Source organism: Pseudomonas sp. Tav-5-1A (genome assembly GCF_055755055.1).
Genome location: NZ_CM146901.1, coordinates 5,478,183 through 5,492,909 on the forward strand (window position 1 = coordinate 5,478,183; position 14,727 = coordinate 5,492,909).

The 14,727-nt window shown below is 63.1% G+C and carries 13 protein-coding genes and 1 tRNA gene; 12 read left to right on the forward strand and 2 right to left on the reverse strand.

Translation table 11 applies throughout. From position 1 onward, the window contains the following. Nucleotides 1-52: 52 nt before the first annotated feature. From AC0J42_RS25215 to AC0J42_RS25245, 7 genes are all read left to right on the forward strand, one after another. A complete protein-coding gene (locus tag AC0J42_RS25215; RefSeq protein ID WP_473004355.1) occupies nucleotides 53-1,540 on the forward strand; it encodes a sensor domain-containing diguanylate cyclase in 1,488 nt (495 codons plus the stop codon). Next, nucleotides 1,533-1,763, forward strand: a complete 231-nt coding sequence (locus tag AC0J42_RS25220; protein WP_416426648.1) for a cysteine-rich CWC family protein — start codon at nucleotides 1,533-1,535, stop codon at nucleotides 1,761-1,763. Before AC0J42_RS25215 ends, AC0J42_RS25220 begins: the two co-directional genes overlap by 8 nt. After that, nucleotides 1,742-2,434 carry a pseudouridine synthase gene (locus tag AC0J42_RS25225; RefSeq protein WP_416426650.1) on the forward strand — a complete coding sequence of 231 codons (693 nt, stop codon included), beginning with the start codon at nucleotides 1,742-1,744 and terminating at the stop codon, nucleotides 2,432-2,434. The genes AC0J42_RS25220 and AC0J42_RS25225 overlap by 22 nt, the downstream gene beginning before the upstream one ends. 333 nt (nucleotides 2,435-2,767) lie before the next feature. Next, on the forward strand, nucleotides 2,768-3,652 hold the full coding sequence (locus tag AC0J42_RS25230) for an alpha/beta fold hydrolase (RefSeq protein ID WP_416426652.1): 885 nt from the start codon (nucleotides 2,768-2,770) through the stop codon (nucleotides 3,650-3,652). Nucleotides 3,653-3,807: 155 nt separating this feature from the next. Beyond that, nucleotides 3,808-3,881: transfer RNA gene (locus AC0J42_RS25235), tRNA-Gly, on the forward strand. Between the two features lie 329 nt (nucleotides 3,882-4,210). Beyond that, nucleotides 4,211-4,444 carry a type II toxin-antitoxin system Phd/YefM family antitoxin gene (locus tag AC0J42_RS25240; RefSeq protein ID WP_473006902.1) on the forward strand — a complete coding sequence of 78 codons (234 nt, stop codon included), beginning with the start codon at nucleotides 4,211-4,213 and terminating at the stop codon, nucleotides 4,442-4,444. Between the two features lie 10 nt (nucleotides 4,445-4,454). Continuing rightward, the gene (locus AC0J42_RS25245) at nucleotides 4,455-4,739 is read left to right on the forward strand and encodes a type II toxin-antitoxin system RelE family toxin (protein WP_473004356.1); all 285 of its coding nucleotides are present in this window, start codon (nucleotides 4,455-4,457) and stop codon (nucleotides 4,737-4,739) included. A 27-nt stretch (nucleotides 4,740-4,766) separates the two neighbouring features. Here AC0J42_RS25245 and AC0J42_RS25250 read toward each other — a convergent pair whose 3' ends face one another. Beyond that, on the reverse strand, nucleotides 4,767-5,975 hold the full coding sequence (locus AC0J42_RS25250; RefSeq protein ID WP_473004357.1) for an MFS transporter: 1,209 nt from the start codon (nucleotides 5,973-5,975) through the stop codon (nucleotides 4,767-4,769). A gap of 272 nt (nucleotides 5,976-6,247) precedes the next feature. Here AC0J42_RS25250 and AC0J42_RS25255 point away from each other — a divergent pair, with 272 nt between their 5' ends. The 5 genes from AC0J42_RS25255 to AC0J42_RS25275 all read left to right on the forward strand — a co-directional run bounded on the left by AC0J42_RS25255 (nucleotide 6,248) and on the right by AC0J42_RS25275 (nucleotide 13,001). After that, the gene (locus AC0J42_RS25255) at nucleotides 6,248-6,469 is read left to right on the forward strand and encodes a hypothetical protein (RefSeq protein WP_416426657.1); all 222 of its coding nucleotides are present in this window, start codon (nucleotides 6,248-6,250) and stop codon (nucleotides 6,467-6,469) included. A gap of 495 nt (nucleotides 6,470-6,964) precedes the next feature. Next, nucleotides 6,965-8,173: an HlyD family secretion protein gene (locus AC0J42_RS25260; RefSeq protein ID WP_473004358.1), complete on the forward strand. Its 1,209-nt coding sequence runs from the start codon at nucleotides 6,965-6,967 to the stop codon at nucleotides 8,171-8,173. Continuing rightward, a complete protein-coding gene (locus tag AC0J42_RS25265; RefSeq protein ID WP_473004359.1) occupies nucleotides 8,170-9,414 on the forward strand; it encodes a hypothetical protein in 1,245 nt (414 codons plus the stop codon). The genes AC0J42_RS25260 and AC0J42_RS25265 overlap by 4 nt, the downstream gene beginning before the upstream one ends. A 1-nt stretch (nucleotide 9,415) precedes the next feature. Beyond that, nucleotides 9,416-11,560, forward strand: coding sequence for a glycosyltransferase family 2 protein (locus AC0J42_RS25270; RefSeq protein WP_473004360.1), 2,145 nt, complete (start codon nucleotides 9,416-9,418; stop codon nucleotides 11,558-11,560). 10 nt (nucleotides 11,561-11,570) lie between these two features. After that, nucleotides 11,571-13,001, forward strand: coding sequence for an efflux transporter outer membrane subunit (locus AC0J42_RS25275; RefSeq protein WP_473004361.1), 1,431 nt, complete (start codon nucleotides 11,571-11,573; stop codon nucleotides 12,999-13,001). Nucleotides 13,002-13,598: 597 nt separating this feature from the next. Here AC0J42_RS25275 and AC0J42_RS25280 read toward each other — a convergent pair. After that, nucleotides 13,599-14,681, reverse strand: coding sequence for a type I restriction endonuclease (locus AC0J42_RS25280; protein WP_473006903.1), 1,083 nt, complete (start codon nucleotides 14,679-14,681; stop codon nucleotides 13,599-13,601). Nucleotides 14,682-14,727 lie beyond the last annotated feature (46 nt).

Genomic DNA, 14,727 nt, shown 5'->3' on the forward strand with positions numbered 1-14,727 from the left:
GGCCTCGCTTTCCCCTAGAATGCCGCACCGGTCTACAGCCAATGGATTTGCTATGCCGCCCCGCCTTGCCTCGCTGTCCCAGCGCTCGTTGATCCTGACCCTGGTGGTGCTGCTTGCCAGCGGCTTCGTGCTGACCTCGCTGTTGAGCTACTACGCCTCGCGCAGCTCGATCCGCGACAACATCGTCAACACCGAGCTGCCACTGACCAGCGACACGGTGTACTCGGAAATCCAGAAAGACCTGGTGCGCCCGGTGCTGATCTCCTCGATGATGTCGCGCGACACCTTTATGCGCGACTGGGTGCTGGCCGGCGAGCGCGACCCGCAGCAGATGACCCGCTACCTGCAGGAGGTGATGACCCACTACGGCGCCTACACCGCCTTCTTCGTCTCCAACGCCAGCCTCACCTACTACCAGGCCAAGGGCGTGTTGAAAAAAGTGCAGCCCCATGAACCCCGCGACGCCTGGTACTTCCGCGTGCGCGACATGGCCACGCCCTACGAGATCAACGTCGACGTCGACATGGCCAACCACGACGCGCTGACCATCTTCATCAACTACAAGGTGTTCGACTACCAGGACCGCTTCATCGGGGCGGCCGGCGTGGGCCTGCAGGTGAACGCCGTGGTCAAGCTGATCGAGGACTACGAGCAGCGCTACCAGCGCCGGGTGTACTTCGTCGACCGCCAGGGCCAGGTGGTGCTCACCGGCACCCACGGCGGCCCTCAGGGCGCCCGCAGCGGCCAGGCCCTGGGCGCCGTGCCAGGGCTGGAGCAGCTGCTGGCGCAGATGCCCCTGCCCAGCAGCGGCAACCACGAATACCTGGCCGACGGCGCCCGGCACTTCCTCAACGTGCGCTTCATTCCCGAGCTGGACTGGTACCTGTTCGTCGACAAACGCGAGGACAACGCCCTGGGCGACATCCGCCAGTCGCTGTACCTGAACCTGATGATCTGCCTGCTGGTGACCGCCCTGGTGCTGGCCCTGCTCAAGCGCGTGATCGGCCGTTACCAGCAGCGCCTGGAGCTGCTGGCCACCTGCGACACCCTGACCGGCCTGCCCAACCGCCGCGGCTTCGACCTGCTGGCCACCCAGGCCATCAGCGAGGCCATGCGCGACACCCAGCCACTGGCGGCGCTGCTGCTGGACCTGGACCACTTCAAGCAACTCAACGACAGCCACGGCCACCTGGCCGGCGACGAGGTGCTCAAGGGCTTCGCCCAGGTGCTGCGCGCCAGCCTGCGCCATTCCGACATCCTCTGCCGCTGGGGCGGCGAGGAGTTCATCGTGCTGCTGCGCGCCACCCCGGGCGCCGATGCCCTGCAGATCGCCGAGAAGATTCGTCGGCACACCGAGGAATACACCTTCCCCTATGGCGACAAATCGCTGAAAATCACCACCAGCGTCGGCGTGACCGGGCTGCAGCTGGACGACACCCTGCACACCCTGCTCAACCGCGCCGACCATGCGCTCTATCGCGCCAAACAGAGCGGACGCAATTGCGTGCGCAGCGAGTTGCCCCAATCCTGTCATGAATGATGTCAGCCTGTGCCCGGCCTGTGGCGCCCCCAACGCCTGCAGCCTGGCCGACCCGCGCACCGCCACCCAGTCCTGCTGGTGCTACGGCGTGAGCATCGACCCCAGCGTACTCGCCGCCCTGCCCGCGGCATTGCGCGACAAGGCCTGCCTGTGCCCGCGTTGCGCCCAGGTGCTGGACCAACTGCCGCCCCAAGGGCCTGCATGCGCCTCGACCGCTTCCTGAGCAACCTGCCGCAGCTCAACCGCAAGCAGGTACGCCTGCTGCTGGTGGAACGGCGCGTGCGCGTCGATGGCGTGGCCACGGGCGACCCGCATCATGAGGTGCGCGAGTTCAGCCAGGTGACGCTCGACGACCAGGTGCTGCAAGCCGGGCGCCCGGCGCGTTACTTCATGCTGCACAAGCCCATGGGCTGCGTCAGCGCCACGGTCGACCCGCAGCACCCCACGGTGCTCGACCTGCTGCATGAGCCGGACAAGCACGACCTGCACCTGGCCGGCCGCCTCGACTACAACACCTCGGGGCTGATGCTGATCACCAACGACGGCCAGTGGTCCCGCCGCCTGACCCAGCCGCAGACGAAACTGGGCAAGGTGTACTACGTTGAAACCGAGCAACTCATCGACGCGCAGTACATCGAGACCTTCGCCCGCGGAATTTATTTTGCCTTCGAAGACCTGACCACCCAGCCGGCCAAATTGGAGCTGTTGGGGCCGCGCAGTGCCCGCCTGACCATCGTCGAGGGACGGTACCACCAGGTGAAGCGAATGTTCGGTCACTTTCAAAACAAGGTGTTACGGCTACATCGTGAGCAAATGGGTCCGCTAACCCTTGATCCAGAGCTGTCGCCGGGCCAGTACCGGGCGCTGCGCGCTGAAGAGATTCAGCAAATCTAGGCGTCTTACCGCCGGGCAGAAACCTCACTGACATTGTGCCAACGGTACTTGCGCAGACGTCATCGGCCTGCTTGAATCCAATCGTCGGTCCACATGTGACTCGGCAGTCACCACCATATTCTAAGAAACCTTTTTGCTGGCAACCGGCCGCTTCCATCGGGCCGCGAACTGGCAGATCGCCCGCTTATAACAATACCCGTCGACCAGATTGTACGGATCGACATGGGCAAAAAATTCCCAGGCAATTGCCTACCTGTCACAAATTGCGTGCAGAGTCTTGCGTGCAGAGTCGCTTGCGCGAGTACCCGTTTCTTTTGCCAGGAGTCTTACGACATGAGGCCAGAAATCGCTGTGCTGGATATACAGGGTCAGTATCGGGTTTACACGGAGTTCTATCGCGCGGATGCCGCTGAAAAGACCATCATCTTGGTCAATGGGTCACTGGCCACTACCGCGTCATTTGCCCAGACAGTGCGCAATCTGCATCCTCAGTTCAACGTAGTGCTGTACGACCAGCCCTACGCCGGTAAATCCAAGCCCCACAACGTGCACCACCGTGCACTGACAAAGGAAGAGGAAGGCCAGATCCTGGTGGAGCTGATCGACCACTTCAACGCTGAACACGTGATGTCCTTCTCCTGGGGCGGCGCCTGCGCGCTGCTGGCCTTGGCCCACCAGCCAAAGCGCATCGAGAAGGCCGTGATCAGCTCGTTCTCCCCGGTGCTCAATGCCTCGATGCGCGACTACCTGGAACGCGGCGTCCATTACCTGGGCCGTTGCGATCGCCACAAGGTCGGGCACCTGGTCAACGACACCATCGGCAAGCACCTGCCGTCGTTGTTCAAGCGCTTCAACTACCGGCACGTCAGCAGCCTGGACGACCATGAGTACGCGCAGATGCATTTCCACATCAGCGAAGTACTGCAACACGACCTGGGCAACGCCTTGCACGCCGCGGCGAAGATCAACGTGCCGGTGCTGTTCATGAACGGTGAATGGGACGAATACACCACTGCCCACGAGGCACGGCATTTCGCCCAGCACGTGGCGCGGACCGAGTTTGCCACCATCCAGAGCACCGGGCACTTCCTTGACATGGAACACAAGGCAGCCTGCCGCGACACCCGCCTGGCCCTGATGGACTTCCTCAAGCCCAACCCGCAGGAAAACCGTGTTCGCTACCGCCCGTTCGACGGTCACCATGCGCTGGCCATCTGAACGCCTGGCCAGCCGACCGCTGTGCTTGCTGCTCGACGCCCGATAACCTGGCAAAGAAGCGTGGCAACCACGGCGGCCGGCCGGCAAATTCCGCCTCGGGCGGATAAAAGGCTTCAATTGACCGGCGAGTTCTGGTAAAAAGTGAACCGCGTTCAGCGGGTGTCGTATAATGGCATTACTCCAGCTTCCCAAGCTGATAACGAGGGTTCGATTCCCTTCACCCGCTCCAGCATTCTCCACGGTTCGCTGCTCGTCCTGAGCCAGTGAAACCATTCAAGGCAAGCGTCAGCCCTGCTGCTGATGCAGCCTGATACTCCCCCCAGAATATTCAAACACCCGTAGCCGCTGCCGTCAGGCTGCGCTGGCGTTCGTGTGCGCTGAAGATTTACCGTAGTCCTTCGGGTGCGGGAGATTATTACGCATTGTATTACGCATGATAACGCGCAACACTTAGCGCACACCTGGCCACCTCAATCCTATTTCCTGCATGCCAAGCCCGAGGATCAATTCATGAGCGCACTTCTCGACCGCGCCGATCAGGCAGTCTCCGCCACCGCCATGGCCCGCACCTTCGGGGCACGGTTAAAAGAAGTTACCAATGGAGACGTATCCCACCTGGTGGTCTTCAAGGACAATGAGCCAGCGGCAGTGCTGATAGGCGTGAGCGCCTACCAGGCCATGCAGGACGAACTCGAAGACCTGCGTGCTGAAGTGCTGGCCATCGAGCGGCTGCGCAGCCTTGATGAAAAAGAAACCGTGAGCCTCGAAGACATGGAAGCTCTGTTCAACTAAGCGGGTACCAATGAATTGGAATGTCCGGTTTCATCCCGGGGTGCAGGATGACCTCAAGCTGTTGGGCAAGGCGGAAGCCACGCGGGTGCTAAAGGTGATACGCGAACGTATTGCCCACGGCGAACCCGATAAGGCCGGCAAACCGCTTCGCGGACTCCTGGCGGGATATCGACGCCTAAGGACGGGCGATGTGCGGATTGTCTACCGCATAAATGGCGCCGAGATTGTGCTGGTGCTTTGCGTTGGTGCTCGGCGGGGTGACGAGGTTTATGAGGCTGCGACCCGGCGGGCCTGAATGCCTTCGACTGGCAACGTGAGCAAATCACCGGTCCATTGCCCGCTCCACCACCCAAGCCAACGGCACCGTCAGCAACAACATCGCCGCCAACGTCATCACCGCCGCCGGTATCCCGGTCGCGTCCCCCAACCGCCCGAACAGCACCGGCGCCAGCGCGCCCGCGCCGATGGTGCCGGTGTAGAACAGCGCGAAGGCCTGTTCGCGCTTGCCGGCACCGGCCAGCTCAGGCACGGCGCCGTACAGCACCGATGAGGTTCCGTTGAGCGCCAGCCCCAGCAACGGCAGCAGCGCCATCAGGGCGAACTGCGGCAGGAACACCGCGAGCACGATCAGCACCGCGGTAGTGGTCTCGGTGAGCCACACGGTCTTCATCATGCCGATGCGCGCGCCCAAATAGCCGCACAACAGCTTGCCGAAGGCACCACCGATGAACAACAGCATCAGCGCCAGGCCGATGCCGGCGCTACCCGCGCCCTTGCCTTGCAGCAGGAACGGCAGGAAGGTCAGGAAACCCATGCGCACGGCGCTGTCGAGGGTCCCGGTCGCCAGCAACGCGCGCAGACCGGTTACCGAACCTTCGCCAGCAGCCGCCTTCGGGGTTTTTCCAGCGTGGAGCGCAGCCACTGCTTGCGAGGGAATCAGCCACCACAGCAGCACGGCGGCACTGATACCCAGCAGGCCGATGAGGGTGGCGCTGGCGCGCCAGCTGATCACCGTCAGCAGCAGCCCTACCAGGCCGGGGATCAGGGTCTTGCCGATATCGCCGGCAAAGTTGTACTGCGACAGCGCCTGCTTCACGCCCCCGCCCACTTCATGGCTGTCGGTCACCAGCGATGACGCCAGCGGGTGCTGGGCGCTGGCTCCCAGCCCACCGAGCATCAGCGCAACCAGCAACACCCCCAGGCCACCGGCCTGGCCAACCAGCAAATACGCCACCCCGGCCAACGCCGTGCCGCCCACCAGCAACCGCTCCCGGCCCCAACGCCGGGCCGCGCGGCTGGCCAGCAGTTGCAACCCGGCCATGGTCCCCGAGTACGCGCCGCGCAAGAGCCCCACCTGGGCCAGGCTCAAGCCAAATTGCGCCTGCCAGATGGGCAGCAACACATAGATGAGATCGGTGAGACCGTCGTGCACGGCGTGGGCCCCGCAGGCGGCGAACAGCGAACGCCGGCGCAGGCTTTTATCGGTACCAATGGGGGAAGCGGCGGCAAGGGGATCGTCGAGTACAGTCATTGTTGGTCTTGGCGCTGAAAGACAGGTCGAGGGCTATCCGTGTTTATAAGCCAATCCGGAATCTGCGCACAAATACCCATTCCATCTAACCGACTTTCAAGGCGGATCGGGGAAAAAAACGTCGCTAGCGCTGGCTGCGGCAAGGGCTACACTGGCATCAATGCAAAAGTTGTCGGCAATGGATCCACCCGCAGGTTAACAGAACCATTACACACGCCGCAGGTCGTACCGATAATGACCCCCCAGCTGCCCTATGGAACAAGGAGCTCGGCATGACGGACCAGCTGCTGCAACCCGTGCTGTTGGACAAGCTGTATGAAAACCAGTTGGCGATTGCCGCCGCAGTAGAGGAACTGGCCCTGTGGGTCGAAGTGCGCTGGGAGGCGGAGGATATCGCCGAGAACGTGCGCAGCGCCCTGGAAACCCTGGACCGCAACGCCGACTACATCAACCGCACCATCGCCACGTTGCGCAAGGACCGCCAGGACCTGTAGCCCGCGCCCCATGGTAGGCAGCCCAGGCCCTAGGCACGCGCCTGGACGTTGCCTGCCTGGCCGCGACATCTTTCCGCGGACAAACTGCCTATATTATTTTTGCTGTATTCCTCGCAGCCAAAGAATAAAAACGTCGGTCCTGCCGAAATTGGATTCATTAAAAAGCGCCTAAAAACAATCACGTCGTAAAAGTTCCCGATGCGCCCCGCCCACTTATCAGGCCAATCACCGCTGCCAATATTCAAGCGCCAGCTTATTGCCCGTGCAGGTCGTTGACAGCAAACGACTTCAGTCATAGCTTCATGCCTCAGTGAATCGCCACCGACGTGCCCCAGGTTCACTTTCCAACAAGATGGGCGACATGCCCGCGCTTTGCCAAGCGTAACGAACTGGACTCTTCATTTGCCTACGTACTGCCGCTAACCGATGCAGTCACGGGTGCTGCGCGCCTGTCTGCCGGGGAACTACCACCGCACGATGTTGGAGTGCTGGACCATGGCCGAAGTACAAGCGAAGCGCTTTTCGTTGTCGTTGTTGCCGCGCCTTGTGGGATTTGGCGTGCTGTCATTCATCATCTGGTTGCTGTTTTCCACACTGTTCATGCCGCTGATGAGTTCATCGGCGACCCGGGCGATTCTCAACGCCCCGGTGATCCTGCTGACCACGCCCATCGACGGGGTGGTCCGCACCCTCAACATCGCCCCCGGCAGCACCTTCACCACCGGGCAGGACATCGCCACCATCGAAAACCCCCGCGCCAACCAGGAAACCCTGCTGACCCTGCAAACCCGGCGGCTTACCCTGGAACAGCAGCTGTCTTCGCTGGCCAGCCAGGCCGACCATGACCAGCAGTACTACGATGCCCTGGAAAAAACCAGCGAGCAGTACCAGAGCGCCTACCAGACCCGCCAACTTTATGCGCAGAAAGCTCTGAAAGCCGAAAGCAGCGCGGCCAGCGCGCGCCTGGCCGACGCCGCCGACACCGTGCAACGCAACCTGGAGTTGTTCCAGCAGGGCGCGGTCAGTGAGGCGGTGGTGGCCAGTTCCAAGGCGCAACTGGCGTCGTTGCAGGGGGCCGCCGAGTCGGTACGCTCGCGGCTGCGTATCAACAGCGGCGACCTGTCGGCTGCCAAGGATCAGGTGTACCTGGACCCCGACCAGTTGCGTATGTTCGACCTCAAGTCGCAGATGACTACCTTGCAGTTGAGCCTGGCCAACCAGGCGAAGAACCGTGCCACCCAGCAGCAGGAACTGGACAACCTCAACCAGCTGATCGACACCGAGCAGCACCGGGTGCAAATGATGGCTGCCTATGACGTGGTGGCCTACTCCCCCGGCACCGTGCAGGAACTGGTGGCCCCCCAGGGCACCCTGGTACGCGCGGGGGCAACCCTGTTGCGGGCGACCAATTGCAGCCAGAGCTACGTGATCGCGGTCTTCCCCGAGCGCATGGCCAGCAAGATCACCCGCGACAGTGCTCTTGAGGTATCGATACACGGGCTGGACCAACCGCTCAAGGCCAAGGTGGTGCAACTGCTCTCCAGCCCTACTGACATCCAGGCCAGCAGCTACAGCGTGCCCTTCCCCTATGCCGAGCAGAATTCGGTGTACGTGGTAGCTGCCTTCGACAACGACCTGCCCGACAGCGCACGTGCACTCACCTGCAACCCTGGCAACTGGGTCACTGCCACGGTGTCGCGATGAGGTGGCCGGCGCTCAAGGTGCTGGGGTTGATGGGCGCGCTATGGCTGGGCCACGCAGCGGCCGATGATGCCCGCCCGCATTTGGCGCAAATGACCTGTGCAGCCTTGGGCCAGGCAGTCCGGGCCCTGGGCAGCGGCCCGGTCCTGCTGGCCAGCTACCCGCCGCTCAATGGCCAGCCGCCGGCGATCCTGGCGTTGCGCGGGGTGGCGTTCACCTATGACAACGCCCTGGCCAGCATCGCCCTGTTCGGCTGCGGCAACGCCGCCGCGGGCCGGCAGATCGCCGATGCCCTGGCCTATGCCGTCGACCACGACCCCGACTACCACGACGGCCGCCTGCGCAACGCCTATGCCGCCGGCCCCATCAAGCCAGGCGCCATCGCCCTGCCCGGCTACTGGAGCCAGGAACGCGGCGGCTGGAACCAGGACGCCTATCAGGTCGGCAGCGCCACCGGCAACCAGGCCTGGGCGGTGCTGGCACTGCTGGAAGCCTACCGCCAGGGCCAGGATGACCATTACCTGCAGGCCGCGCGCAAAATCCTCGACTGGACCCAGGCCAACACCTACGACAGCCAGTCGCCACCGGGCTTCATCGGCGGCTACTACGGCTACCCGCCCAGCCCCCAGCGCCAGGGCTGGAAATCCACCGAGCACAACGTCGACCTGGCCGCCGCCTGGAGCGCGCTGGACCGCCTGCACGCCAACGCCAGCGCGGCCAGCCAGGCGCAGATCGCCCGGCGCTTCGTCTACAGCCAGTGGGACGCCGCACAGGGCCGTTTCCTGATCGGCACCCTGCCCGACGGCCACACCCAGGAGCGCGAGAAGTCCGGGCTGGACGCGCAGATCTGGCCGTTGATTGCCCTGCCCGACCGTCCCCGGGACTGGCAGCGCAGCCTGGCGTTCATCGACCACGCCCACCGCTTCGCCGACGGCTACGGCTTCAACCGTGCCCCCGACGGCCTGTGGACCGAAGGCACCGCCCAGGCCGCCGCGGTGGCCCAGCTCAGCGGCGCCAGCCAGCAGGCGCAGCCCTTGTGGGCGGTGCTGGTGGCACAGCAGGCCGGCGATGGCTGGCTGTTCGCAACGCCACAGGCGCAGATCAGCACGGGCCTGGCCATTGGCCCCAACTCCACCAGCAACGACTTTTTCTACTACCACCTGCCCCACCTGGGCGCCACGGCATGGGCGGCCATCGCCGCCACCGGCGTCAACCCCTTCACCGGTGCTCAAGAGGCGAACTGACATGCATGCACTCGACTCGCTGCAACTGTTGCAGATCAACCTGTGGACCCTGGCCATCGTCGTGCTGTTCAGCTGCCTCACCCACCGTGACCAGTGGGGCGCCCGTGCGCTGTTCGGCGGCCTGACCGCCGTGCTGCTGGTGAACTACCTGCTGTGGCGCATTCGCGAAACCCTGCCCGACAGCCACTCCGGTTTCGCCACGGTGTGGTCCTACAGTTTCCTGTTCTTCGAGATGCTCGCCATCGGCTACACGCTGTTTTCGATTCTGGTGATGCTCTGCCGCAGCGACCACCGCGCCAGCGCCGATGCCGGCGAACAACGCCTGCGCGCCATGGGGCGCGAGGCGCCGGCAGTGGACGTGTTCATCTGTACCTACAACGAAGGCCTCGAGGTGCTGGAGAAAACCATCATCGCCGCGCAGGCCATGGACTATCCCAACTTCACCGTGTGGGTGCTCGACGACACCCGGCGCGACTGGCTACGCGACTACTGCCAGCGCATGGGCGTGGAATACGCCCGGCGTGCCGACAACTTGCATGCCAAGGCCGGCAACCTCAACAACGGCCTGCGCCAGTCGGCGGCCCATAGCAACGCGCCGTACATCCTGGTGCTGGACGCCGACTTCGCCCCGCAGCAACCCATCCTGATGCGCACCCTGGGCCTGTTCCAGGACCCGAAGGTGGGCCTGGTGCAGACCCCGCAGTTCTACTACAACCCCGACCCCATCCAGCACAACCTGGGCTCGGCCACCTGCTGGGTGGATGAGCAGCGGGTGTTCTTCGACGTCTTCCAGCCGGCCAAGGACGGCTGGGACGCCGCTTTCTGCGTGGGCACCTCGTTCGTGGTGCGCCGCGACTTGATCGACAGCATCGGCGGTTTTCCCACCGGCTCCGTGTGCGAGGACATCTACACCACCTACCGCCTGCTGCAGCAGGGCTACGTCACCCGCTGGCTCAACGAACGGCTGTCCATCGGCCTGTCCGCCGAGGGCCTAACCGACTACATCAACCAGCGTGGCCGCTGGTGCCTGGGCACCGTGCAGGTGGCGCTGCTCAAGGATGGGCCTCTGCGCGGCAGCGGCTACACCCTCAACGACCGCCTGCATTACCTGCACGGCCTGCTGCACTGGTTTTCCAAGCCGTTCATTTTGATGATGCTGATTTCCCCGGTGCTGTACTGGTACTTCGGCATTGCCGGCTTCTACGCCAAGCCCATGGATTTCCTCGCGTTCGGCATGCCGGCATTGATCGCCTTCTGGGGCTACGGCACCTGGGTGACCGACCGGCGCACCCTGCCGATCTTCACCGAAGTGACGCAAATCGTCGCCTCGCTGGCGGTCACCGCCACCTTGGCGAGCGCCCTGCTGAGGCCCTTCGGGCGGCCATTCAAGGTCACCGCCAAGGGCATCGACCACTCAAAAACCGTGGTGCACTGGAAGCTGTTCGGGTTCTTCCTGGCGTTGACCACGCTTGCGCAGATCGGCGCCTTCACCGCCATCGTCACTGCCGACAGCCTGGACGGCAACATGACCTTCAACCTGTGCTGGACGGTAGTGGCGCTGGTCTACAACCTGGCCACCCTGGTGGCCTGCGTCGACCGCCCGCGCCTGCACGGTGAAGAGCGCTTCCCCTTCGACCGCCCCGCCGGCCTGCGCCTGGGCGGCCGCATCGTTACTGGCAGGCTGCTGGACATTTCCATCAGCGGCACGGCGTTCGCCTGCCGCCAGGCCAGCGCCATACGCTGCGGCGCGCGGGGTGAGATCTGGATCAACAAGGTGGGTTGGGTGGGCGTCGAGGTGATGCGTCAACACCAGGGCGTGCAGTTGGGCCTGCGCTTCATCGACATGGATGAGGCCCTGCGGCGCAAGCTCATCGGCCGGCTGTTCAGCGACGCCAACGCCAACGTCGCCGGCAAGGCGCACCCTGGCATCGCCTTCGGCAGCCTGCTGCGCCGTGCCTTGCTGGGCGAGAAACGCGTGGCGCCGCTGCCGGTTCGGCGGCGTCGCCGCAGCGCCGGGGCCGCAGGTTTTCCGAGCCTGCCGGCACGGCGCCAAACACCGCAACTGCTGCAGGTTGCCCATGGCAAGGGTGGCTTGCTGAGCCTGTTGTTTTCGCAACTGCGTGCCCTGCTGGGGCCGCGCCTGTAGGAGTGCGGTGATGAGAAACTACTTGCTGGCGTCACTGCTGGTGGTGGGCGGCTGCTCGCTGGAGCCACCCTACCAGCCACCCGAACCGCCGCTGGACCAGGCCTGGCCGGCCAACGCCAGCGGCGCCTGCTGCGAGGGTCGCGCGGCGTTCGCACAGGACTGGCACAACTTCATCAGCGACCCGCAGTTGCGCCACCTGATCGACCTGGCCCTGGCCAACAACCGCAGCCTGCGCCAGTTCGCCGCCAGCGTCGACGAATCACGCGCCTCCTACAACGGCGCCAGCGCGGCGCTGTACCCCAGCATCGGCATCGACACCTACGCCGGGCGCAGCAAACTGCCGGCGTTGGTGCAGACGCCCGGCGGCGGGGCGAGCGCCGGCAGCATCGCCAATACGTTCCAGGCCACCGCCGGGTTCACCTCCTACGAGCTGGACTTCTTCGGCCGCGTACGCAGCCAGCAACACGCGGCGGGGGCGCGTTTCGAGGCCAGCCAGGCCGACTACCAGACCGCGCGCCTGGCGCTGATCGGCGAGGTGGCCAGCACCTGGCTGACCCTGAAGGCCAACCAGACCTTGCTAGACCTGGCGCAGAGCACCTTCGAGTCCCAGCGCCACTACGGCGAGCTGCTGCGCTCCAGCTACAACCTGGGCTCCACCGCGCGCATCGACGTGCACCAGGGCGACGCCATGACCAACACCGCCGCCGTGCAGGTCAACACCTACCGCATGCAGGTGGCGCAGAACCTCAACGCCCTGCGCGTGCTGGTGGGCCAGCCGGTGCCCGACGCGTTGCTGCCCAAGGGTGACCTGGGCAGGCAGTTGGCTACGGCCGACGTGCCCGCCGGCCTGCCGTCGAGCCTGGTGGCACGGCGGCCGGACATCATGTCCGCCGAGGCGCAGATGCGCGCCGCCAACGCCGAAATCGGCACCGCCCGCGCCGCCTATTTCCCCAGTTTTTCGCTCACCGGTGCACTGGGTAGCCTGAGTGGCGACTTCTCGAAACTGCTCAGCGGCCCCGCCGCCTTCTGGAATTTGGCCGCCGCCGGTTCCCTGACCCTGCTCGACGGCGGCACGCGCAAGGCTGGCGTCGACGCCAGCCACGCCCGCTACGACGAGCGCACTGCGGCCTACGAACAGACCGTGCTCAACGCCTTCCGCGAGGCCGCCGACGCCCTCAACGCCCGCCAGGAAATGCTCACCCAGGTAGCCGCGCAACAGCGCCTGGTCACCGACTACCAGGAAGCCTACCGCCAGTCCCGGCTGCGCTTCGAAGCCGGCCTGGACAGCTACTTCTCCACCATGGACGCCCAGCGCTCGCTGTTCGGCGCGCAGCAGCAGTGGCTGCAACTGGAGCTGGCGCGGGAGATAAACCAGGTGAACCTGTACAAGGCGCTGGGTGGCGGCTGGACGCCGCCGGCCATCAAAGTGGCCGGGAAGTAGCCTCCTACGCTTCAAATATTAACTTACAAGGCTGGCAGCTCCGCGCCGCGGGGCCAAGAACTCTGGGGATAATGTTCTTTGGGATACTGAGGTTATCTGCGCGGGATCGGAAGAGTAATGTCCGCTCCCGCGTTTTATATCGGCGTCACAGGATTGGCGTCCTGGTACTCACAGGCGGACAGACATCCCCGTTTAGACGGCTAAGTCGTTCGCAGCATGGCTATGCTCTTTATGGGCAGGATCGTGCGTGGGTGCCCTTGGGCACGCCGGACTGTGGCCGGTACGCCAACCCGTACGGTTCTGCCCTCCTGATTGGCGTCAGGAAGCAGACATAGACCAACCACAGAGAAATCCTTATGAGCAATCCAGCTTTGTCCCAAGCCCTCCGGAGTATGGGCTATGTTCGTCTCAACGCTGACGAACGCACACTGATCGAAAACCTGCGCTGGACCCGCCATCCAGGGCGTGAACAGGTTTATCGACTAGCAGAAAAACTGCGTATCAAACGCCCTTGGGTATTGATAAAGGACTGATTTCTGAGCAATACCGTCTGGGGCACCAGGCCCCAGACGCTGGCTATTCACCTGAAAAAGGCTATCACTGGTAAAACCCCACGGTCTTTTTCAGCTGTTCCGAGTATTCATAAATATCATCCACGCAAGATATTGGGTGACGGGTTTCAACCTTAGCCTCGTCGAAGATACCTATATATTTCTGGCTACGGTTGAAATGCAATCTGCAGATCGGTTTCCGGTTATTGTCGTCCAGCAGGATTCCGAAATAGCTTTGCGTATCACGCTGGACAATGCGCTTCGCATCCACCACCGACCGGACCAAGGCCCTCACGATGTGGTAACCCTCCAGCTCTTCGAGGGTAGTGATCACCTTATCGTCAGACTCGTCATCAACCGCACTGTTAGCCGCTTCGACAGCCGTCGCTACAGTTGCGAGGGCGGGCTGAACCACTCCACTCATCGCAGATTTCAGCCGGTCGTTGATCTGATCGTTTAGAAACTGAATGAGCGCCTTCCGGGTGAGCTCATTGAACTGCTCTCTGACCTTCTGGGTGATGACACCGTCGTACACACGCGTCGTGAACACCTTGACGAAGTCGTCCTCAGGCTTGGTGAATTGCGCAGCTATCAGCTTTTTTATTTGGCTAACGTACTTCAGTTCGCCTGCAGCGCTGATAATCGAATCGACATCAAAGGCACCCTTTGTCAGCTTGGTGAGCTCTGGGACCGAGTACTCATCGATATCGAGCAAATCGAGCTCTAAAAACGGTTTTTCATCCATTTTATTCGGTGCATCAAGGTCAGTGAAAAACTTATAAACCTGACCGTTCGTCAACACAGATATCCGCGCACTGGTGACATGAAAATAGCGAAACAGCTGCGAGGCGTGGTTGATCTGCAACGGTTCACCGATCTTTTTGCACTCGATCAGGATCTGGACTTCTCCGTCCTTCATGATTGCGTAGTCGATTTTTTCACCTTTCTTGGTGCCCACATCGCAGACAAATTCAGGCGTCACTTCCTGCGGGTCAAACACGTCATAGCCCAGGACAGTGCTGATGAAAGGCATGACAAAAGCGTTCTTGGTGGCTTCCTCCGTCTGGATCGCCGGTCCCTGTAGACGCACCTTCGCGGCCAGGCTGGCCAATTTTTCGAAAAACTCCATGTGCCGCCCCTTTTTGTGTTTTTTCAGTCCGTAGATAGCGATGCTG

Bases quoted from the DNA above. Each gene is read 5' to 3' on its own strand.
- AC0J42_RS25250 (WP_473004357.1), bottom strand. From the start codon at position 5,975: ATGACTGTACTCGACGATCCCCTTGCCGCCGCTTCCCCCATTGGTACC.
- AC0J42_RS25230 (WP_416426652.1), top strand. From the start codon at position 2,768: ATGAGGCCAGAAATCGCTGTGCTGGATATACAGGGTCAGTATCGGGTT.
- AC0J42_RS25265 (WP_473004359.1), top strand. From the start codon at position 8,170: ATGAGGTGGCCGGCGCTCAAGGTGCTGGGGTTGATGGGCGCGCTATGG.
- AC0J42_RS25280 (WP_473006903.1), bottom strand. From the start codon at position 14,681: ATGGAGTTTTTCGAAAAATTGGCCAGCCTGGCCGCGAAGGTGCGTCTA.
- AC0J42_RS25245 (WP_473004356.1), top strand. From the start codon at position 4,455: ATGAATTGGAATGTCCGGTTTCATCCCGGGGTGCAGGATGACCTCAAG.
- AC0J42_RS25225 (WP_416426650.1), top strand. From the start codon at position 1,742: ATGCGCCTCGACCGCTTCCTGAGCAACCTGCCGCAGCTCAACCGCAAG.
- AC0J42_RS25215 (WP_473004355.1), top strand. From the start codon at position 53: ATGCCGCCCCGCCTTGCCTCGCTGTCCCAGCGCTCGTTGATCCTGACC.
- AC0J42_RS25220 (WP_416426648.1), top strand. From the start codon at position 1,533: ATGAATGATGTCAGCCTGTGCCCGGCCTGTGGCGCCCCCAACGCCTGC.
- AC0J42_RS25240 (WP_473006902.1), top strand. From the start codon at position 4,211: ATGGCCCGCACCTTCGGGGCACGGTTAAAAGAAGTTACCAATGGAGAC.
- AC0J42_RS25275 (WP_473004361.1), top strand. From the start codon at position 11,571: ATGAGAAACTACTTGCTGGCGTCACTGCTGGTGGTGGGCGGCTGCTCG.
- AC0J42_RS25270 (WP_473004360.1), top strand. From the start codon at position 9,416: ATGCATGCACTCGACTCGCTGCAACTGTTGCAGATCAACCTGTGGACC.
- AC0J42_RS25260 (WP_473004358.1), top strand. From the start codon at position 6,965: ATGGCCGAAGTACAAGCGAAGCGCTTTTCGTTGTCGTTGTTGCCGCGC.
- AC0J42_RS25255 (WP_416426657.1), top strand. From the start codon at position 6,248: ATGACGGACCAGCTGCTGCAACCCGTGCTGTTGGACAAGCTGTATGAA.